The sequence below is a fragment of the Salinisphaera sp. T31B1 genome, assembly GCF_040361275.1.
Taxonomy (GTDB): domain Bacteria; phylum Pseudomonadota; class Gammaproteobacteria; order Nevskiales; family Salinisphaeraceae; genus Salinisphaera.
In genome coordinates this window covers 277,913-298,719 of record NZ_APNH01000002.1, presented here as the reverse complement: position 1 = coordinate 298,719, position 20,807 = coordinate 277,913, and the positions used below count along the sequence as shown (strand labels likewise).

Annotated in this window: 19 protein-coding genes; 6 read left to right on the top strand and 13 right to left on the bottom strand. The window is 63.8% G+C overall.

Annotated elements, in window-relative coordinates; all coding sequences use genetic code 11:
* Positions 1 to 49: 49 nt before the first annotated feature.
* The 3 genes from T31B1_RS08300 to T31B1_RS08290 are packed head-to-tail and all read right to left on the bottom strand — an operon-like array spanning position 50 to position 2,894.
* The gene (locus tag T31B1_RS08300) at positions 50 to 730 is read right to left on the bottom strand and encodes a CpsD/CapB family tyrosine-protein kinase (protein WP_353249016.1); all 681 of its coding nucleotides are present in this window, start codon (positions 728 to 730) and stop codon (positions 50 to 52) included.
* A gap of 2 nt (positions 731 to 732) precedes the next feature.
* Positions 733 to 2,184 (bottom strand): capsular biosynthesis protein, encoded by a 1,452-nt coding sequence (locus T31B1_RS08295; RefSeq protein WP_353249015.1) that lies wholly within the window; start codon positions 2,182 to 2,184, stop codon positions 733 to 735.
* Positions 2,181 to 2,894, bottom strand: a complete 714-nt coding sequence (locus T31B1_RS08290; RefSeq protein WP_353249603.1) for an SLBB domain-containing protein — start codon at positions 2,892 to 2,894, stop codon at positions 2,181 to 2,183. The genes T31B1_RS08295 and T31B1_RS08290 overlap by 4 nt, the downstream gene beginning before the upstream one ends.
* A gap of 64 nt (positions 2,895 to 2,958) precedes the next feature.
* On the opposite strand from T31B1_RS08290, the gene T31B1_RS08285 reads away from it, so the two are divergent.
* Positions 2,959 to 3,423, top strand: coding sequence for a hypothetical protein (locus tag T31B1_RS08285; protein WP_353249622.1), 465 nt, complete (start codon positions 2,959 to 2,961; stop codon positions 3,421 to 3,423).
* Between the two features lie 192 nt (positions 3,424 to 3,615).
* On the opposite strand, the gene T31B1_RS08280 is transcribed toward T31B1_RS08285, so the two are convergent.
* Positions 3,616 to 3,978, bottom strand: a complete 363-nt coding sequence (locus T31B1_RS08280) for a hypothetical protein (protein WP_353249014.1) — start codon at positions 3,976 to 3,978, stop codon at positions 3,616 to 3,618.
* 25 nt (positions 3,979 to 4,003) lie between these two features.
* Here T31B1_RS08280 and T31B1_RS08275 point away from each other — a divergent pair, with 25 nt between their 5' ends.
* Positions 4,004 to 4,432 (top strand): hypothetical protein, encoded by a 429-nt coding sequence (locus tag T31B1_RS08275; protein ID WP_353249013.1) that lies wholly within the window; start codon positions 4,004 to 4,006, stop codon positions 4,430 to 4,432.
* Positions 4,433 to 4,527: 95 nt separating this feature from the next.
* On the opposite strand, the gene T31B1_RS08270 is transcribed toward T31B1_RS08275, so the two are convergent.
* Positions 4,528 to 4,776 (bottom strand): DUF7218 family protein, encoded by a 249-nt coding sequence (locus tag T31B1_RS08270; protein ID WP_353249012.1) that lies wholly within the window; start codon positions 4,774 to 4,776, stop codon positions 4,528 to 4,530.
* A gap of 116 nt (positions 4,777 to 4,892) precedes the next feature.
* Positions 4,893 to 6,260 (bottom strand): virulence factor family protein, encoded by a 1,368-nt coding sequence (locus tag T31B1_RS08265; protein WP_353249011.1) that lies wholly within the window; start codon positions 6,258 to 6,260, stop codon positions 4,893 to 4,895.
* A 201-nt stretch (positions 6,261 to 6,461) separates the two neighbouring features.
* On the opposite strand from T31B1_RS08265, the gene T31B1_RS08260 reads away from it, so the two are divergent.
* A complete protein-coding gene (locus T31B1_RS08260; RefSeq protein ID WP_353249010.1) occupies positions 6,462 to 6,683 on the top strand; it encodes a hypothetical protein in 222 nt (73 codons plus the stop codon).
* Positions 6,684 to 6,763: 80 nt separating this feature from the next.
* Here T31B1_RS08260 and T31B1_RS08255 read toward each other — a convergent pair whose 3' ends face one another.
* From T31B1_RS08255 to T31B1_RS08230, 6 genes are all read right to left on the bottom strand, one after another.
* Positions 6,764 to 7,480 carry a GntR family transcriptional regulator gene (locus T31B1_RS08255; RefSeq protein ID WP_353249009.1) on the bottom strand — a complete coding sequence of 239 codons (717 nt, stop codon included), beginning with the start codon at positions 7,478 to 7,480 and terminating at the stop codon, positions 6,764 to 6,766.
* A gap of 711 nt (positions 7,481 to 8,191) precedes the next feature.
* Entirely contained in the window at positions 8,192 to 9,091 is a 900-nt protein-coding gene (locus T31B1_RS08250; protein WP_353249008.1) for a cation diffusion facilitator family transporter, read from the bottom strand.
* Positions 9,092 to 9,232: 141 nt separating this feature from the next.
* Positions 9,233 to 12,337: an efflux RND transporter permease subunit gene (locus T31B1_RS08245; RefSeq protein ID WP_353249007.1), complete on the bottom strand. Its 3,105-nt coding sequence runs from the start codon at positions 12,335 to 12,337 to the stop codon at positions 9,233 to 9,235.
* A 14-nt stretch (positions 12,338 to 12,351) separates the two neighbouring features.
* On the bottom strand, positions 12,352 to 13,668 hold the full coding sequence (locus T31B1_RS08240) for an efflux RND transporter periplasmic adaptor subunit (RefSeq protein ID WP_353249006.1): 1,317 nt from the start codon (positions 13,666 to 13,668) through the stop codon (positions 12,352 to 12,354).
* Positions 13,658 to 14,857: a TolC family protein gene (locus T31B1_RS08235; RefSeq protein WP_353249602.1), complete on the bottom strand. Its 1,200-nt coding sequence runs from the start codon at positions 14,855 to 14,857 to the stop codon at positions 13,658 to 13,660. The genes T31B1_RS08240 and T31B1_RS08235 overlap by 11 nt, the downstream gene beginning before the upstream one ends.
* Before the next feature lie 160 nt (positions 14,858 to 15,017).
* A complete protein-coding gene (locus T31B1_RS08230) occupies positions 15,018 to 15,353 on the bottom strand; it encodes a hypothetical protein (RefSeq protein WP_353249005.1) in 336 nt (111 codons plus the stop codon).
* Positions 15,354 to 15,588: 235 nt separating this feature from the next.
* Between T31B1_RS08230 and tkt the strand changes: the two genes are divergently transcribed.
* The 3 genes from tkt (at position 15,589) to T31B1_RS08215 (ending at position 19,678) form a co-directional block, all read left to right on the top strand.
* A complete protein-coding gene (gene tkt, locus T31B1_RS08225) occupies positions 15,589 to 17,655 on the top strand; it encodes a transketolase (protein WP_353249004.1) in 2,067 nt (688 codons plus the stop codon).
* 39 nt (positions 17,656 to 17,694) lie between these two features.
* Positions 17,695 to 18,723, top strand: coding sequence for a class I fructose-bisphosphate aldolase (locus tag T31B1_RS08220; protein WP_353249003.1), 1,029 nt, complete (start codon positions 17,695 to 17,697; stop codon positions 18,721 to 18,723).
* 73 nt (positions 18,724 to 18,796) lie between these two features.
* Entirely contained in the window at positions 18,797 to 19,678 is an 882-nt protein-coding gene (locus tag T31B1_RS08215) for a phosphoribulokinase (RefSeq protein ID WP_353249002.1), read from the top strand.
* A gap of 58 nt (positions 19,679 to 19,736) precedes the next feature.
* Here T31B1_RS08215 and T31B1_RS08210 read toward each other — a convergent pair whose 3' ends face one another.
* Positions 19,737 to 20,669 carry a LysR family transcriptional regulator gene (locus T31B1_RS08210; RefSeq protein ID WP_353249001.1) on the bottom strand — a complete coding sequence of 311 codons (933 nt, stop codon included), beginning with the start codon at positions 20,667 to 20,669 and terminating at the stop codon, positions 19,737 to 19,739.
* Between the last annotated feature and the right edge of the window lie 138 nt (positions 20,670 to 20,807).

The window sequence follows — 20,807 nt, the reverse complement described above, 5'->3', positions numbered from 1 at the left end:
GTTCCGGTGGGCGATATCGTCAAGCTCAGCCACCGGCGAGTCGAGCCTGTCACCCATGGTTGAGCACCGTCCCGAGCACCGTGGCACCCATGGCCTGGACTTCATCGGCCAGCCGACGGGCACGGGCGATGCCGGTATGACCGCATCGGACGACCATGAGCGCCGCGCCGGTCTGAGCTGCGACCCCCGGGCCATCGGCATAATGCAGACCCGGCGGGGTGTCGATCACCACCTGGTCGACCTGCCCGGTCAGCAGCGACAACAGCCGGGCAAAACGCGCCGGGGCGAGCGCCGCGGGGTCGAACTCGGCGTCAGTCGAACGGCCCGCCGTGATGAGGTACAGCCCCGGTACGTCGTCCACGGGGCGGGCAAGCGGACGCTCGTCGATGCGATCGTCGAACCCGGCGAACCCCGGCTTCGGATCGCATCCGAACAGCCGATGCTGGAACGGCCGGCGCAGGTCGGCATCGATGAGCACGGTACGACGCCCCGCTTGCGCAAAGACCACGGCCAGGTTTGCCGCCAGGGTGCTTCGGCCATCGCCGTGGCTCGGGCTGACCACGGCCAGTGCACGGGCCGCCTCGGCTCCGGGGCCGACGAGCAGTCGCATCCCGATAGTGCGCAGATGCTCTGCAAAGGATCCCGCCGGATCGCGTATCACGGCCACACTTGGATCGATATGGCCGACTCGGACGATCTCCTGTCCGTTGAAGATACCGCTGTCGGCCATGTTCAGGACTCCGCGTGGCGACGGCTGACGCCGCTCGCTGAGGGCGGGAGGATGCCCAGCAGCGGCAGATCTAGCTCACGGGTGACGTCTTCGTCGCCGCGCACGCGACGGTCAAACAACTCCATGAGCAAGGCGGCCAGCGTGCCGGCCATCAAACCGAACAGCAACGCCACGATCAGTTTTGCTTTTGCGCCCAGGCCGGTGGGGTGACGGGGCGGGTTTGCCCAGCTGACCACGGAAATATTCTGTCGCTGCATTTCGCTGCCGCCGAGGACCTGATCGTATTCCCGGAGAGCGCCTTCGTAGACCTGCCGTGCGCCGGCCAGGTCACGTTCGTATTTTGCGACCCGATCGCGCTTGTCCTGCTGATCGATCACCGCCGCGCGTTCGCGTTCGAAGGTCGATCGCAGCGCCGCTTCGCGTTTTGTGGCCATCTCGGCCTGACTCCGGTTTGACTCGACATAGGCATCGATCTCGTCCCGCAGCCGGCTGCGTACGGTCGCCATCTCCGCTTCCAGGGACTGAATACGGGGATGATTGGGCCCGAGTGCGTGACGCTGCTGGGCATAGTCGGATTGCATGGCCAGCAACCGGCCCTTGAGCTCCTGGACGTAGGCACTACTGAGAATATCGGCCTGTGCAGTCAACGGTTGAGCCTGCGACTTGAGCGCTTGCACCTGATCCACCTTGGCACGCGCCGCCTGCTGTTCGGCTTCTGCCTGATTGAGCTTCAGCCCGAGGTCTTCCAGCCGCTGTGTGTCGATCTCGTTGTTGGCACCACCGGCGATCACGTCGAGAGACTGGCGCATGCGTGTCAGCTGGTCCTGCGCTTTGTCTACGCGCTGGCTGAGCTGATCGAGAAAAGCGCTGTAACGGGCCTGGCGGGCCTGCGCCGGTTCCAGCGCCATATCGGTGGCCGCGTCGATATACTGCCGTACCAGCGCATTGGCGATCGTTGCGCTGCGTTCGGCGTTCTTGTCGGTATAGCCCAAGGCAAGCAGTTGGCTGGTGGCGCCAGCCTCGACGCTGGTATGGCGGCCGATCTGCTGTGCCAGCCACTCGTCGAGTGTGGCACCGGAGCCGGCCTGCTCGGCGAAACGCGCTTTGGCATCGCTATCCTGGTCGAGACCGAGTGCCTTGACAGTGGCCAGACGTACCTTATAGCTGGTGAGCAGATCGACCTGCGTCGCCTTATAGCTTTCAGCCAGGTTCGACGGGTAAAGCTGGCCGGTGACCGGATCGTCGCCCGGGAAATCGATGATGAGCGCGACGCGGGCCGTATAGGTATCCGGCAGCAGTAGAATCGCCACGGTCGCCAGCACGACGAAGCACCCAGTGACGGCGGCGACCACACGCCAGCGCGCGCGCAGCGCACGCCAAATCTGGCCGAGCGTGGCCGGCAGCCGGGCCGTGGGGATCAAGGGCAGGGGGACGCGATCGGAACGACGATTCAAAAGATGCGCTCCTTGACGAAGATCGTGTCGCGCGGCTCGACCACGGTATCGGGCTGTGGGTCGATCGTTCGCGGCTGGCCGTCGATATCCCGATGAATGACAATACGAGAATTCGAGCCCCGTTCGGTCAGGCCTCCGCCGGTCGAAATCGCCTGGATCAGGGTCATGCCGGGACGAAGCGCGTAGGCGTCCGGCCGCTGGACCTCGCCATAGATATAGAACAACGGCGCTTCCGGAACGAAAACGGTATCACCACCGGCAAGCGTGAAATCATCCGTGCTGGCGCGGCCGGATACCAGGTCGTCGATGTTCAGCGTGTAACGCTGGGTGCCAGTGTCACCGTCGGCACGCCGGATGACGATCACGTCCCGCGAGGCCTGGGGTGTCATACCCTCGGCTCCGGCAATGGCATCCAGCAGATCGGTCCGGCTTTTCATCGGATACCGCCCTGGACGCCTGACTTCGCCCAGCACGGAAATCTGACGGCTGCGATATTCGGTGATGGTGATGCTGACCTGGGGGTTCGCGAAATAACCGCCGCGGCGATACGCTTCGGCGATCGTCTTTTGCGCCTGGTTGGGCGTCAGGCCGCCGACATGAACCTGATCGATCAAGGGCAACGACAGATCGCCGTCGGGTGATATGTAGCCCGTAGTCGTCATGTCGGGCTGTCCGAACATGCGGAATTCGATTACATCGCCACTGCCCAGCGAAATCCCACGCGCCGCGTCGGACTCTGAAGAGCTATCAGCAAGTGAAGCAGCGACGGCGGGGTTGTTCGATACCGCAGGTGTTTCCGATCTCGATGCGGCGATCGGCTGCGAGCGCGCGGTAACCCGGGCTCCCGCCGGCCGGTCGGAGGCGCGCGGCATGGTCATCGTAGGGGTCTCGACCGGAGCCGAAGAAGTGCTCGGCGCCGGCGAATGCGCACAACCGGTCAAACCCACCGTCAATACCGCGACCATGAGTAAAGCGCGAATCATCATGCCCGAGTCCCCCAACACCATGGCACGTGACGGGGCACCCAGTGCCTGGCGCCACCCGTCGTATTGGATGATTATGCGTCAGTTGCAGACGCGCGTCACCTGCGATTCCAATGGCCGTCAAGCCGGGACTCAACGGCCGGCCAATCTTCACAAGCCGGTAAAAACCCCAGGTCGGGCTGCTGAGCGCGAACGCGGTTGTCTACCACCGCACCACAACACATTCTGCTGGGGGCGAACACTCGCGATCCATTGACGTGAGCGGTAGTACCGGTCGCTGCCCGGGACCATGCATACCTGTCACCAGACCAATCCCGCTGCTAGGCATTCAGTCGGCGATGCCGGTGATATCCGTCGATCCAGGGGCGGTCGAAACAACGAAAGAAATGATCTGAGCTACAGATCATAATGCGCATAATGTATATTATGTTAAATCACATATTATAGGTCATGACACGGTTGCCGATTGATCACGCGTGTCGCGTCGGGAGATCGCGACGCCCCGGTGGTCGCGTGGCCGATCGTCCCATTCAGTCACCCTGTCGTTCATCCGGTCGAGGACGCGGTGCGCTTCGCGTACATGACCGACCCGCCAGCAGTCGTGGGTTCGTGCCTGCGCGTCGACGAGCGGTCCCTTGACCTGGTAACCGGCGGCCCGGTGTTTCAGTTCGGCGATCGCGTCGAGGCCGGCCGGTGAACAGGACAATGCGGACAGCCATCGTTTGACGACGGCGTGGCCGATGGCCAGTCCCGCCAAACCGAGCCCCGGCGCTGCGCTCTTCGGCGTCAGCGCCACCGCATCGTTGAGCATGATCGGGATACCGCAGAATGCGAGCATGACGCCGACGGTGGCCACCACCAACGCGAGTGACGGCAGCTTACGCAATGACAACAGCACGGCGGTCGGCCAGCGCGGCTCGTGGTTGTCGAAAACGAACGGCGCGCTGTCGGGCCACGCACCGACATCGGTCGCGCTGGATGGCGGCGATAACTCGCTTGTCAGCATGCGCTCGCTGTACATGATCAAACCCCGCTTGAATCGGATGAAGGCTGGAGACGGACAGATATCCGGCCCATCGGCGGCTGGCTCGGCCTGCGGCGGTGACGCCGTGGACGGCATGATCCGTGTACGCACTTCTGATCACCATCCGTATCTGCCGGGATCCACTCCGGGCATACCGTTTCGATCGAGCCACGCGATAAGCGATCGCCCTGGTCCCCAGGCCTTTGTCAGCGCAGCACGGCCTCAGCCAACGGCCATATGAACTCGCCGGGCGCACTCGGACATGGGGTGATCAAGGGATCGCGGGATGCCCGCACTTATACGTATACGGGACGGCGTGACCGCTTGGGGCCCGGCTCAGTGTGATCGCAGCGCTTCGATCAATTTACGCTTGTTCATGCGCGAACGTCCCTCAATACCGACGCGTTTCGCTTGGGCATAGAGTTCGTCGCGGGTCCATTGGTCATAGGGATCGGAGCGGCCCCCTTTCTTGCCCGCGTTCGGCGTATTGGCGATACGCGCCGCCTTTTCCTTGCTGGCACCCTGCTCTCGCAGCGCTTCGTATTGGGCATCGTTCTTGACCGAGCGGCCGTGGTTGTCGGGCATGTCTTCGATTGGCTACGGATGGATTCGAATACGCCTATTCAACGCCAGCTGAGGCATCGGGCGCATCCGCAACATTACGCATCGCAGTCTATCGAGTACTACGGCCGTACGGTCGCTCAGTCTGCACTGCTCGACAACGCGTGCGGCGCCGGCACCGCGTCCATGATCGAGCGGATAAGCGTCGTGTAGTCGCCATCGAAATGATGGCCACCGGCAAGCGCCTTGAGCTCGATCTGTTTCGGGTTGAGTGAATCACAAATACTGTCGGTATCACCGCGGCCGTAGATACAGACAGCCAGTCCGGGCGCCAGTTGATCGACTTCCGGGCGCACCGGACGTCCGCCATCGCCGAGACCGAGCCACGACCAGATATGGAATTCGAACCGAACATCCGCGGCCAGGCCGAGCAGGATGACCCGGGCGATCTGGTCTCGATCGCCAACCGGTAAGCGATTGACCAAAAACGGCAAGACATCGGCACCGTACGAGTAGCCGATGAGCAGGGTCCGGCTTTTATGCCATCGTGCGCGGTAATAATCCATGACCCGACCCAGATCACGTGCGGCTTCATCCGGGGTTCGCGATGTCCAGTAATAACGCAGCGAATCGTAGCCAACCACCGGAATGCCGCGTGCGGCCAGGCCGGCGCCGACCTGCTTGTCGAGGCCGGCCCAACCGCCGTCTCCGCTGAGCACGATGGCCATGGTGTCGTTCGACCGATCGGATGTCGCGGGGACTTCGATCAGTGGCAAATCCGACAGTACGCCGCTGGGTGCGGCAGTCATGATCGAGGCCTGGCGCTGGCGCAGCTTCGGCATCGCCTCATCGATCACGGCGGAGACATCGTTGCCGGCTGTGGGCCTGTCGATACGCTTTGCCTGCGGCGAATCCGCGATGAGCGGCCCGAGTTCGCCTTCGTCCTGACCTGACACGTTCACAAACCATGGCGCGCTCAGCGTAGGCCGGTCGGCGTCACACAGCGGTTGTGCGGGCGCGCCTGTGGCGGTCATGTCCAACGACAATCCGCCGGTGAATACGCCCGGCTCGGACTGGCCTAGTGCTGCGCGAACCACCCGGGCGCCCTCCCCGACCCCCACCAGGATGGGCGGCCGGTATCCGGACAGGCCGTTCGAGGCCTGAATATAGCGGGACAGGTTGTCGATATCGCCGGCAATACGGACGCAGCCGTCGGAGGTCTCACCGGCAAAAGTGTCGAGAAAGCGGTTGGTGTCTATGCTCGCCACCAGAGCGCGATTGGCGCCGAGTCGTGCCGCCAGCTGCGGAGTGTTTGCCGGCAGGCGGCGATCGGTGAAAAAAAGCACGACTGCCTGCGCGTCACTATCGCCGTGGATGATCGAAACACTCGCAAAGCGCCCATGAGATACCTGTTCGTCGCCTCCGCACGCCGTCAGGATCAGCAGGCTCGCTGCCACGCACAGGATCGCGCATCGCACGATCGACAGGATTGTTCTGGTGTTCGACACGGCCTGCCCGGCGCTCCTGCCGTCTCGTGGACCGATGATTCTTGGAGCGCGGAACACGCGGAAGGTTCGGTGGGCGTGTGCGCCGATTTGTCTACCGCTTTTGTGGTAATGGCCTCACACGGGAATGTAACGCTTGCCGACTAGGATGGTTGCGCTGGTCGTCGTACGACCGGCCTAGGCCCCCGTCGAGGAGACAGCCGCATGTGGCTCACCGATTACATTCTGGCCAGCCTGGTCCTGATCTTTGCCCTTGGGGCCTGGCGGAGTCTGGCGAATTATCGCGCGGTCGCTGTTGATCGCTCGGCTGCGTTGCTGGCGTTCGTGCCCGATCCCGAGCGGCGGCGCCGTATCCATCTTCGCGGTCTCGTCATCGCTTCCAGCCTGAGTATCGCCTGCGTGCTCAGCCTGCTCGAATACATGTGATCGCGCGCAGGCTTCGATCGACCGGGTCGCACACTGTAGGCCAGTCCGTTCGACGGCGAGCCACGGCATGCGGTCCGGATTCAGTGCCCAGGGTCTTGTGCCAGGCGTGAGCGAATACGGCTCTGGGCCAGCTGCGTCAGGGTAAGGGTCTTGGCGAAGTTCTCGCTTCGCTCGATATGACGGACCATCAGCTGTTTGGCAGCCCCTGCATCGCGCTCGAGCAACAGCTGGCACAGTTGATGATGCTCCCGATAGGTCTCGTCGATACGTTGGCCGTCGCTGAAATCCAGGCGGCGGATCACGCGGATATGATTGTTGACGTCGCGCAGATACTCGGCGAGCACCCGATTGGCCTCCCCGCATACCAGGCGCAGATGAAACGACTCATCGCGTTCTTCCATACGCTCGGGATCGTCCTCGCGACCCGGCTGGGTGTCCGGATCCCATTCCGCGGCGAGTTGGGTAAGTTGTGCGTCCGTCATGTAAAGCGCGGCCTGGTCCAAGGCACGCATCTCGAGCGCAATACGTACTCCGTAGTACTGCCGGATACGTTGAATATCCAGCTCGCGAATGAAACACCCCTGCTTGGGCCGTACGGTCAGATAGCCCTCCGCCTCGAGGCGCTGCACGGCCTCGCGGATCGGTGTGCGGCTGACACGGAAATACGCGGCCAGCTCCGTCTCGGTCACGCGACGTCCGGGGTAGAGTTCGAAATTCAGAATCATGCTGCGCAGCTCGTTGTACACGAGCTTGGCGGACGCGACTTTCGGCTTGGCAGAGGCGCTGGTCGTGGTCATAGTTCCAGATACCCTGTCGTGAGACGCTCTCTGTGGGGAAGTCTGCAACGCTCTGGTTCGATGCTGTTGCACGGTATCGCCGTACTTAGAGCGTCCTTACGTCCCACCAACCTTAACGCATCGCCGGTGCGAAGTTTTGCACATCGCATCTGGGCAACCCTGTGGATGAATTGTTGGTGACCTGGCCGGATCGCATGGCTCGTGGTCGATCACGGCGCGTTGGTCATTTAATGATCATCCATCCCGGCGTCGAATGGCCGCCATGCACCGGTCGGGGTTGACCAGCCGTTCGGGGTGGCTGCCGTGAGCCGGCCCCAGGTCGTGATGATCAACCGGGCCCGATTGCCGGAGTCTGCTCGCCTTGCGACGGCGGTCTGCTTCGTTTTTCACGGTATCGGCAACCGTTAGCGGCTCGTGAACGTCTGTCGTTACCCGGTCGAGCGACACGTGCATCTGCACTGGCCCCCTCGCCGAACGGTGACGACTCGCCCGGGCCGTCTTGTGCGCCCCATGCAGTCGCCCAGCGCGGTGACGCCGGATCGTCGGAGCGCCCCGGTTCGCGGTATCGGGCCCGCCGCAAGCAATCGAACCGCTCTCAGAGGGGGACGTTGGGCGCTCGCTGCCGCTGCCCTGCCCGTCTGGTGCCAGATGATCGTCACGCGAGGCCGCAGGCGCGCGAACCCCCTGTCTGGCGTTTCAGGTCCGACGTCTTCAGGGCCCTTCGTACGGCACGTAAACATCCGCAATCTTGGCCTTGTCCTCGGGTTCGACGTGGATGGTAACCACACAGTCGTCGACCGCCTCATGAAGTGCCGACTCGAGCCGATCGCAGATCTCATGGGCCTCGTCCACCGGCATTTGCCCGGCGACGACCAGATGAAACTCGATGAAGGTTTTTCGCCCTGCCAGCCGTGTTCGCAGGTCGTGGGCCTGGTAGGCACCCTCGGCATGCTTGAAGATCACTTCGCGGATACGGTCGAGTTCCTCGGCCGGCAACGATTCGTCCATCAGGCCGCCCACCGATTCTCGTACCAATCCCCAACCGGACCAGAGGATGTTGAGCGCAACGAGTGCGGCGATCAGCGGATCGAGGATCAGCCAGCCGGTTAACCCGACCAGCACGACACCGAGAAACACGCCGCCCGAGGTGATGACATCGGTGAACAGGTGCTTGCCGTCGGCCACGAGCGCCAGCGAGCGTAGCTTGCGCCCCTGCCGGATCAGCACCCACGACCAGAGTCCGTTGATCAGAGTGGCCAGCGCATTGATCGCCAGTCCCTCGACCGGTGCCGAGATGGCTTTGAGATGCGAAAGCGACAACCAGGCCTCGCGCAGGATCGCGAGTGCGGCAATCACGATCAGCACGCCTTCCAACACCGACGAGAAATATTCGGCCTTGGAATGGCCGAACGGATGGTTGTCGTCCGCCGGCATGGCGCTCACGCGCAGTGCCACCACCGCAGCGCCCGCGGCGACGATATTGATGATGCTCTCCAGCGCGTCCGAGTACAGTGCCACGCTGCCGGTCAACCAGTAGGCCAGATACTTCAGGCCGAGAACGACGACTCCCACGGCGACACTGCCGAGCGCGTAGGCGATGGTGCGATGCATATGCGTCCAGATCCGGCATGGTGCGGAATAACAGGGCCGGCTCGGCCAAGTCAGCGAGCGGGCTCCGGGGCCTGCTCGCAGTCAGTGTAAGCGACAACGAACGGCCGAGCATCCGGGCGCTCGTTGTCGCCGCGGCGTGGGTCACGTCTGGCTCGCCCCGGGCGCTGCGAACCACCGATAGACGCTCGGCAGTACCAGCAGGGTGAGCAGGGTCGAGCTCACCAGCCCGCCGATGACCACCGCGGCCAGTGGGCGCTGCACGTTCGAGCCGATACCGTCGGCCAGCAGCAATGGGATGAGCCCGAGTATGGCGGTGAGCGCGGTCATCAATACCGGGCGCAGACGATGCTCGGCGCCAGTGCGTACGGCCTCGTCAATGGCCATGCCGTGCTCGCGCAGCTGGTTGATATAGGCCACCAGCACCACGCCGTTCTGAACGGCCACGCCGAACACCGCGATGAAGCCCACCGCTGCCGGCACCGACAGATACAGCCCCGACAGCCACAGCGTAAAAATGCCGCCGATCACCGCGAACGGCACGTTGAGGAATATGAGTGCGGCATAGCGCAGGCTCGCAAAAGCGCTGTAGAGCAGAATAAAGATCAGGCCGAGCGTGACCGGTACGACCAGATACAGCCGCTGCATCGCGCGCTGCTGATTCTCGAACTGACCGCCAAAGTCCACGAAATAGCCGGCCGGCATGTCGATCTGCTCGTCAATGGCGGTGCGCAGGTCGTCGACCACGCCGCCCATATCGCGGCCACGTACGTTCATCTGTACGTAGAGTCGCCGGCTGGCGTTCGAGCGCGATATCTTCTTTGGACCGGTATAGATTTCGATATCGGCAACGCGGGACAATGGCACAAGCGCCCCGTCGGGCGTACGCAGCGACAGTTCGCGCAGGTTCGCGACGCGTTCACGCTGATCGGGCTTCAGGCGCATGAAGATATCAAAACGGCGTACCCCGTCGAACACCTGTCCGACCGTCTGTCCACCGACGCCGAGCGATACGGCCTGCAGTACCGTGTCCACACTGAGCCCGTAGCGTGCCAGAGCCGCGCGATCCGGGCGGATCACGACCTGTTGCTTGCCGCCCTGCTGCTGAACACGCACATCGACTGCGCCCGCGGTGTTGCGAGCCAGCCCCGCGACGTCGCGGCCAATTGCCGATAAGCGGTCGAGATCGTCGCCGAAGATGCTGACCACCAGCTGTGCCTGGACGCCGGACAACAGTTCGTCGGTGCGTAGCTGGATAGGCTGCGAGAAGTTGTTGGCCAGCCCCGGTACCGTATCGCCCAGTCGCCGGCTCATCGCGTTCTGCAACCCTTCGTACGAATAGCCGGATGTCCAGTCGGCTAGCGGTTTGAGGTTGATTGTGGTCGCCACCACATTAACCGGCTCCGGGTCGCCGCCCACCTCGGCGCGGCCGACACGCGAATAGGCATCGGTGACGTCTTCGAACTGGGTGACGGTGTTCTGGATACGCTGACCGTAGCCGATCGCCGAGTCGAGACTCGCGCCGGGCGGCAGGGTCGAACGGACCATGAAGGTGCCCTCGCGCAACGTGGGCAGAAACTCCGTGCCCAGCTGCGGAAACACGGCAAGACTGGCGACGAACAGCGCGAGCGTCACGCCGAACACCAGGCCCGGCGCGCCCAGTGCGGCATCGCGCAATGGCCGATAGCCCCGCTTGAGCCAAGCGACCAACCGTGGTTCACGTACGATCTCGGCCCGCCTGAATGACAGCAGCGCCAGCACCGGTACCAGCGTGAGCGATAGCGCGAGTGCGCCGGCCAGCGCAAAGCTGATCGTGTAGGCCATGGGCGAAAACAGCTTTCCCTCGGCGCCTTCGAGCGAGAACAGCGGGATGAACACGATGATCACGATCGCCACAGCGAACACGATCGGCCGCCCCACTTCCTGCGCAGCTGCACCGGTGCGCTCGGCCATGGGGCGGTCATCCACGCCATCGTTTTCGAAATGACGGAAGATGTTCTCGATCATCACCACCGAGCCGTCGACCATCATGCCAATGCCGATCGCCAGCCCACCCAAACTCATGAGGTTGGCCGACAACCCGGCCGCGCGCATGGCCACGAACGCGATCAAAAGCGACAACGGCACGCTGGAGATCACGATGAGCGTAGACCGCAGGTTGCCGAGAAACAGATACAGCAAGACCAGAACCAGCACCGCCCCGATGGACAGTGCCTCGATTACCGTCCCGGTAGCCTTGTCGACCAGCTCTGCCTGCGAATAATAGACCGAGGTCGTCATGCCCGCGGGCAGCGCAGCGTTGATCTCCGCCAGCTTCGTGTTCACGTCCTCGAGCACGCGCTGGGTATCGGCGCCGATGAGCTTGAGTACGTAGCCGGCGACCGATTCCTCGCCGTTAGCCAGCTCCGCGCCGCGCCGAATCGCCCGACCGTAGTCCACGCGCGCCACGTCGCCGACGGTAACCGGCGTACCGGCCTCGGTCGTCGCCACCTGCGTCTGGCGGAGATCGTCGAGCCCGGCAGCGCCCGAAGAGACCCAGCCGTAGCCGCGGACGATCGCCTCTTCCCCGCCGCGTTCTATATACGACGCGCCCACGTTCCGATTGTTGCGCTGCAGCGCATTGCGCACGTCCGCCAGGCTCAAACCGCGTGCGGTCAGCGCGTCCATGTCGATTTCGACCTGGTATTGCTGTTCGAATCCGCCGATCGAGAGTACGCCGGTGACACCGTCGATCGTGCGTAGCTGCGGTTTGACGATCCAGTCCTGAGCGGTGCGCAGTGCAGTGAGCGAGTGAGAGCCGCCGGGTTCGTTTTCCACCGAATACATCAGAATGCGTCCGAGTCCGGTGGTCAGCGGGCCGAGCTGGGGCTCGCCCAGCCCGGCCGGCATGTCGCGTCGGGCGTCGGCCAGCCGTTCGTTGACCAGCCGTCGGGCGAAATAGATATCGGTCCCGTCCTCGAAATAGATATCGACCCGCGACAGGCCGAAGATCGAGGTGGACTGCACACGTTCGAGTTGCGGCAGGCCATACAGGCTGATCTCGATCGGATAGGAAATCAGTGTCTCCACGTCCACCGGCGACAGCCCGGGACTGGCGGTATAAACCTGTACCAGCGGCGGCGTGGCGTCGGGAAACGCGTCCAGCGGCAATGCGCGCCAGGACAGCGTGCCGGCCACGGCGAGCGTGGCAACGATCACGAGCACCATCAGCCGGTTCGCCATCGCCAGGCGAATCAATCCATTGATCATGGTTGGCTCCGGGGTCAGTGGCTGTGGGCGGCGCTACGGCCACCGGCGGTCAGCGCGGCTTTGAGATCGAAGGCGCCACTCGTGACCAGCGCATCGCCAGGCGACAGCCCCTGCGTGATCTCGACGTCATCGCCGCTCTCCGCGCCTGTGGTGACCGGTACGAACACGAACACGCCCCCGTGCTCGGGACCGGGTACGAAGACGCCGGAGCGGCCTTCGATTTGCTGTACCGCATCGATCGGTACCACCGCATGCTGGGCACTCGCGCCGGCCTTTGCCTCCGTATCGATACGCGCGGTGGCGAACATACCCGCCTTCAGGCGGCCCTGTGGATTGTCCACCACGGCCCGTACCCGCACGCTGCGCGACTCGCGGTCGAGTTCGGGAGCGATCCAGTCAATCCGCCCGGAGAATGTCTCGCCGGGCAATGGCCGCACGTCGAAACGCACGGTCTGGCCCACCGCGATTCTCGGCAAGGCCTGTTCCGCGGCTTCGATCATCAACCACATACGGCGGTTGTCGACGATATGGATGGGTGTTTCGTCGGGGCCGACCGTCTCGCCGGCGACCATATCCCGGCGGGCAATCCGTCCCGCCCGCGGGGCAGTGAGTGTCAGACGCGACAGTGAAGTATCGCTATCGTCTCTGATCGCATCGATGGCGGTCTGGTTCAGCCCGTATAGCGCAAGTTCGGCGCGCGCCGCCCGTCGCTCCGCGGCGGCCTGACGAAAATCGGCGCGCGCCTCGGCAACATCCGACTCGCTCACGATCTGATCGCTGGCTAGCCGGCGATCGCGCTCGTAGGCCGCGGCGCGGGTGCGATAGCGGGCCGCGGCGGTGAGATAGGCCGCTTTGCTCTGGCCAAGCTCGACGCTGTCGAGAACCGCAAGTACATCGCCAGCGGCGACCGTATCGCCGAGATCGGCCTTCACGGTACGGACCTTGGCCCGTAGGCGCGGGCCGACCCGCGCGACCCGGTCGGCATCGAAGTGCAGGGTGGCCGGTGCCGTGACCATCGCAGCGGCGCTGCCGCTGCGAGCGGCACCGATCTGCAGATCGAGCGTCTCGCGCTGATCGGCGTTCAGTTCGACCCGGTCAGGCGTGCCGTCGTGGTCCGACTCGTGCGGATGAGCCGGCTCGGCGTCGCCGTGATCGTGATCGGTCGGGGCATGCGATGCGCTCTGGCTGTGCCCCTCACGGCCCGAGTCGCGCTGTTCGGACGGCTCGGTTCGCGGTGCGGCACCGCCGTCACAGCCGGCAATGCCCATGGCCGAAACCACGATGAGCAACAGTGTCGGGGTCAGTCGCGGGCAACAAGCATCATTGCGCATTTTCGCTCTCCCCGGTTGCCATGACCACTAGCCCGCCGGTGGCTCTTTCCAGATCGGTACCGGCGGCGATCAATGCGCCCAGCGCCTCGAGATAATCGCGGCGCACGTCGATGAGATTGTTCTGTGCCGAGGTGATGGCCGGCGCGCCGACCTTGCCGGCGGCGAACGAGCGCCGGGTCAGTTCGAGTGTATGCTCGGCGGCTTCGAGCACGGCGCGGCCGAGGGCATCGGCGCTTTCGCGGGCACTGCGGTAGGCGCTGATACCGGACAGTACCTGAAGACGCACCGCCCGCTGCAGGGTGTCCTGATCGAGACGCGCCGAGTCGAGGTCGGCCGAGGCGATCTCGCGATCGCCGGCATAGCGATCCAGCAGAGGGAGCTCGAAGCCGACCCCGCCTCCACTGATATCGGCGCCACCGTCACCGCGCCCGCCGGCCTCTTCCCGATAGAAGCCGAAGACGGTCAGATTCGGTACAAGGCGACGTTTTGCCAGCGATAGCTGGTCTTTGGCGGCAGCGACCCGCGCGGCGGCTGCTTCCAGGTCGCCTCGTCTTGCCACCGCACGGGTGAGCAACGTATCGCTCTCCGGCAGCTCCTGCTGGGAAAATCCGATATCGCCGACGACAGCCAGACGCCGTGCCGGGTCGATGGCCAGCCGATCCTTGAGCTGCAGTCGTGCCTGAGTCGCCTGATTGCGTGCCTCGGCCAGCAGAGCGCGGGCTCGCTGATAGCCGATACCCGCGGCGTTGGCCTCGATCCGCGTGCCTGCCCCGGCATCCAGCCGCTTGCGCGCGAAGGCCTGCAGCCGCCGGTTGACGTTCTCGACGCGCTCGGCTGTCGAGACAGCTTCTTCGGCGACCAATACCGACAGAAAAGCGGCGCGCGTACGTGCACGCACACCAGCGGCCAGAAAGTCGTAGTCGAGCCGCGCGGCGGCCAGGGCGCTGAGCGCGGCGTTTTCACGCAGACCGCCCTGGCCCGCGATCCAGAACTCCTGACTCAGACGGATTCCGATATCGGTGCTGTTGCCCTGCGGTTGGCTTCGCTGACCGGCTTCCAACTCCAGCCTCGGGTTGGACGGGACCGGTACGCCGGCATCCGTAAGCGCACCGGTACGGCGCTGAATACGGATACGCGCGGCCCGGACCACGGGGTTGTACTGGTGCGCCCAATCGAGCGCGTCTTCCAGCCTGAGCGGCTGGGGTATCTAGGTGACCGCAGGTGATTGCCCGGCGATCGCCAGCAGACAAAGGCCGGCCGTAGCCGACTTTTGCAGGCGTAGGGAAATACGCATGATGAATCCTCAATGCATTGAAACGGCCGCCTGTATAGGCAGCGGCGATGAGGATTCAGACGATGGGCGGGTCGACCGGGGGTGTGTGTATCACGCTGTCGTAACGTCCGCCATTCACGGCGCCGGGCCGGCTCGCGTGTGAACGGGTGGCCGTGCCCGGGTGGGCATGCAGGCCAAGCAGATGGGCCGAACCATGACAACAATGTTCGGCGTGTTCGGCATGGCCGGTGTCGACGCCGGATACGGCGGCCGTATGGGACAGGCTCGCGCGGCCGGGCTCATGGTCGACCGCCAAGTCGACATGACCTGCCCACGCCTGTGCGCTGAACGTGATCAGACACATCAGCATCATCGCCAACCAGGGGCGCAGGCATGCACGAAAGCGCTTCATGAGCAGAACGTTAGCACGAGCGTGTGTAAGCCGGCCAGCGGCGATCGGCCGCGCGGGCCGCCGCGCCGGCAGTGGTTCGTGCGCGCTCGAACGATAATGAACAATTATTCCCAGCCCAATAAATATTTATTTCTACTTATCAAATACCTCGTCCATATTGGATCGAAACCGCGGCCATTGAGCCGTGTCCGTGCCCGTGCCCCCGCGATCAGGCCGGACCAGCGAGGAGACCCTTATGGAAGCCATCGAGGTGCAGAGCCAACGCGCGTCGAAAGTCCTGGCTCGCCCGCCCCGTCGACGGCTGGCGAATGCGATTCGTATTCTCGCGATGGATGCCGTCGAACAGGCCAGTTCCGGGCATCCCGGCATGCCCATGGGCATGGCCGATATCGCCGAGGTCCTGGTCAACGACTATTTGCGGTTCAACCCTGCGAATCCGCACTGGCCCGACCGCGATCGTCTGATCGTATCCAACGGGCACGGGAGCATGTTGCAATACGCTCTGCTCCACCTGACTGGATACGATCTGCCGCTCAGGGAGTTGCAGAACTTCCGCCAGCTTCATTCGAAGACGCCCGGCCACCCGGAGTTCGGCGTCACCCCCGGTGTGGAAACTACCACCGGACCGCTCGGTCAGGGCCTTGCCAATGCCGTGGGCATGGCCCTGGCCGAAGCCTGTCTGGCGGCCAAGTTCAATACCGCCGAGTTGGCGATTGTCGACCACTGGACCTACTGCCTGGCCGGCGACGGCTGCCTGATGGAAGGTATTTCCCACGAAGCCGCGTCTTTGGCCGGGCATCTCGGCCTGGGCAAGCTCATCGTGCTCTACGACGACAACGGAATTTCCATCGATGGCCGGGTCGACGGCTGGTTTTCCGACGACACCCCGGCTCGTTTCGCCGCCTACGGCTGGCATGTGCTAGCCAAGGTCGACGGCCATGACGCCGATGCGATCGCAGCCGCGATCGACAGTGCCCGGGCCGATACCGCTCGGCCCTCGCTGATCTGCTGCCAGACGATCATCGGTTGGGGCGCACCCGGGAAGCAGGACAGCGCCGGTGCACACGGCGCCGCCCTCGGGGCCGAGGAAATAGCGGCCGCACGCCACAGTCTGGACTGGGCGGATCCGACACCGTTCGCCATTCCCGACGATGTCTACGCGGCCTGGAACAAGCGCGAGGACGGAGCCCGACTCGAACAGGACTGGCGTGGGCGTTTCGCCCGGTATGAGGCGCGCTACGGCGAACATGCGGCCGAATTCTGTCGAAGAGAATGCGGCCGGCTGCCGGAGGGCTGGCAGAAATTCGTGATGCGTCATATGCACCATAGCCAGACGCGAGGCGTGAATGCCGCGACGCGTAAATCTTCGAAGAGCATGATCGAGACCGCCGCCGCCCATCTGCCAGAGCTGTTTGGCGGTTCCGCGGATCTGTCCGGTTCGAACGGGACGGACTGGGCCGGCGCGCACGCCGTGAGGCGGCCCGCCGGACGGGGCAATTACCTGCATTACGGCGTGCGCGAATTCGGCATGACGGCCCTGGCCAACGGGATGAGTCTACATGGCGGCTTCATCCCGTTCGTGGCCACGTTCCTTACCTTTTCGGATTATTCCCGCAACGCCATTCGCATGGCAGCGCTGATGGGTATCCGTAATATCCTGATATTCACCCATGATTCGATCGGCCTAGGCGAGGACGGGCCGACACATCAGTCGGTCGAACACGTGGCCAGCCTCCGGTTGATACCCAACCTCGATGTCTGGCGCCCGGCCGACGATATCGAGGTCATCGGTGCGTGGATGTCGGCCATCGCGCGAACCGACGGCCCGACGGCGCTGGTGCTTTCGCGCCAGGACCTGCCGCATCTGGGGCGCGACATTCCCGCGGTCGAAGGCATCCTACGCGGCGGCTATGTGCTGCACGAACCCGGCCGTGCGCCGGATGCGCTGGTGATCGCCACCGGTTCCGAAGTCACCCCAGCACTGGATGCGGCACGCGCGCTCGGCGTAGAGGGACACGCCATACGTGTCGTCTCCATGCCATGCGTCGAGATATTCGCCGCCCAGGAGCGCAGCTACCGCGAGGCCGTGCTGCCGCCGACGATTACCGCCCGTGTCGCGATCGAAGCCGGGGTGACGCGCCTCTGGCGCGAATTTGTCGGCCCGCACGGGCTGATACTCGGCGTCGATCGGTTCGGCGAGTCGGCACCGGCCGAAGACCTGTTCGAACTGTTCGGGCTGACCGCCAGCCACGTGGCGGCGGCACTCCGGGACGTACTCGGCGTAACCGAGGCGCCAGCCTGATCGATCTGCTCATCAAACCAATATTCCGAGGAGAACCCCATGAACCGATCCGTCCTGGAAGAAACCGCGCGTCATCTGCTCGACGCGGGCAAGGGGCTGCTGGCCCTCGATGAAAGCACGCCGACCTGCGGCAAGCGTTTTGCCGATTACGGGATCGACAACACTGAAAACAATCGGCGCGACTATCGGGCGATGCTTGTATCGACGCCCGGCCTGGCCGAATACGTTAGCGGCGCGATTCTCTACGACGAGACGCTGCGAATGACCACGGCCGACGGCCGCCCATTCGCTCGGATGATGGCCGATCACGGCATCACCCCCGGCATCAAGGTCGACACCGGCGCAAAGGATCTGGCCGGCCACCCCGGGGAGAAAGTCACCGAGGGTCTGGACGGGCTGCGTGAGCGGCTCGGCGAATATCACCAGCTCGGCGCACGCTTTGCCAAATGGCGTGCAGTCATCACCATCGGAGACGGTCTGCCCAGCCGAGGCTGTCTTGTCGCCAACGCGCAGGCGCTGGCCCGCTACGCCGCGCTGTGTCAGGAGGCCGAGATCGTGCCGATCGTCGAGCCGGAGGTGCTGCTCGACGGGGCGCACGATATCGACCGCTGCTACCACGCCACTGAGCAGACCTTGCGTTGCCTTTTCGATGCCCTGCACGACCAGCGTGTGCATCTGGCCGGACTCATTCTAAAGGCCAGCATGGTCCTGCCGGGTCAGCATGCCGGCCAGCAGGCAGGCGTGCACGAGGTCGCCGCGGCCACCCTGCGTTGTCTGTACGCGAACGTGCCTGCCGCGGTTCCGGGGGTGGCGTTTCTGTCCGGTGGCCAGAGCAACGAGGATGCCACCGCTCATCTCGACGCCATGAACCGTCTCGATGCCGGTCAGGCACCCTGGAAGCTGACGTTCTCGTATGCGCGCGCGCTGCAACAGCCTGCCCTGGCAGCCTGGCGCGGCGATGCGGCCAATGTGAATGTGGCACAGAGCGCTCTTGCGCACCGAGCCCGTTGCAACCGCGCGGCCGCCCTGGGTCAGTACGATCCGGAGGACGAAAAGAAGGTGGCCTGACGCGCTACCCCGCGGTTATCCGAATCCAGCATCATTGAAGGGTCTGCACGCTATCGCGTGCGGGGAGGAGCCCATGTCGATCAAACATCCCGTGTTCGCGGTGACCGGTTCGTCGGGAGCCGGAACCTCGACCGTGCGCGAAGCCATGGAGCACATCTTCCGGCGTGACGGGTTCAAGCCGGCTACAGTCGAAGGCGACTGTTTTCATCGCTACGAGCGCACGGAAATGAAGGCTCAGGTCAGTCAGGCCGAAGCCGAAGGCCGGCACTTCAGCCATTTCGGGCCGGAGGCGAATCATTTCGACCGGCTCGAGGCACTCTTTCGGGAGCACGGCGAACATGGCGGTGGCCAGCGTCGGTTCTATCTGCACAACGAGCAGGAAGCCGAACCGTGGGGACAGGAGCCCGGTACGTTCACCCCGTGGGAAGATATCCCCGACGACGTCGATCTGCTGTTCTACGAAGGGTTGCATGGCGGCGTGGTCAGCGCAGACATCGATGTCGGCCGCTACGTGGATCTGCTCGTGGGCGTGGTGCCCATCATCAATCTGGAGTGGATCCAGAAGCTGCATCGCGATCGCGCCACGCGTGGCTACAGCACCGAAGCGGTCATGGACGTCATCCTCCGGCGCATGCACGACTACGTGCACTACATCACGCCGCAGTTTTCACGCACCCACATCAACTTCCAGCGCGTGCCGACGGTCGATACGTCGAACCCGTTCATCAGCCGCTATATCCCGACGCTCGATGAAAGCCTGATCGTCATCCGCTTCCGGGATCCTAAAAAGATCAACGTGGATTTCCAGTATCTGCTGTCGATGATCCACGACTCGTTCATGTCGCGGCGCAACAGTATCGTCGTGCCGGGCGGCAAGATGGGCTTCGCCATGGAAATCATCATGCAGCCGCTGATCGAATCGATGGTGACCACCGGCGTGGTTCGTTATCGCTGACCGATGCCCGCGTTCTGCGCGGGCGCGTTCACGCAGGCTTCCTGCTCGCATCGCGCGATCAACCCGCGGTCATTGTCTGCTGAATACCTCGGGCTGGCCAGACGGTGTCGGCGTTGTCGACGAGAAAACCGCGAAAGGCCTCGGCGGCCGGTGACAGCCGTTTGCCTTTGCGATGGACGATATACCAGTGCCGTACGATCGGAAAGTGCGCGACATCGAGGATCTTCAGCCGTTCGGCAAACAGGTCCAGCTCGAGCGTATGCGCCGAGACCAGACCCAGGCCGAGCCCGGCCGCGACCGCCTGCTTGATCGCTTCATTGCTGGTCATGACCATCGCGGGTGTGAATGCGATCTGGTGCCGGCGTGCGAATCGCGTCATCGCGGCACGGGTCCCCGAGGCTTCTTCTCGCACCACGAACGGCTCGGCCGCGACCGTTTTCAGTGAAATGCGCTTGCGTGCCGCAAGGGGGTGGTCGGGCGAGGCGATCACGACCAGCGGATTGTCCATGAACGCCTGCCCAGCCAGATCGCGCTCGGGCGGCGGCTCGCCCATAACCACCAGATCGATCCGGTTTTCCGCCAATTGCTTGAGCAACCCCTGCCGGTTGGTCACCGACAGATTGATCGAAACGTCCGGATACTGGCGATGAAACGCCGCCAGTAGATGCGTGATGAAATAGTTGGCCGTGGTGGCGACCGCCAGATGCAGGCTGCCGAGCGACACGCCTTTGAGCCGCGCCACGACGTCGCCGATCTCGTCGACCTGCGCGGCGATGCTGCGGGCATAACGCAAGATCTCTTCGCCCGCGCCGGTCATATAGATCTGCTTGCCGAACTGCTCGAACAACGCCAGTCCAACCGACTCCTCGAGGCTCTTGACCTGGATCGATACCGCCGGCTGGGTTAGATGCAGCTCTTCTGCCGCACGCGTGTAGCTGGAATGCCGAGCCACGGCCTCGAAAACCTTGAGCTGTCGCAGCGTTACGTTCATCTCGCACCTTGGTTTGGCGGCACTGCGTTTCGGTCTGAACGAGGTGTTCGCAGCGCCTATATTTTCTTATCCAAACAATAATAACTATTTACTTTTATTTATCAATGGCGAGACCTAGTCTGTGCGTGTCGCGAGAAA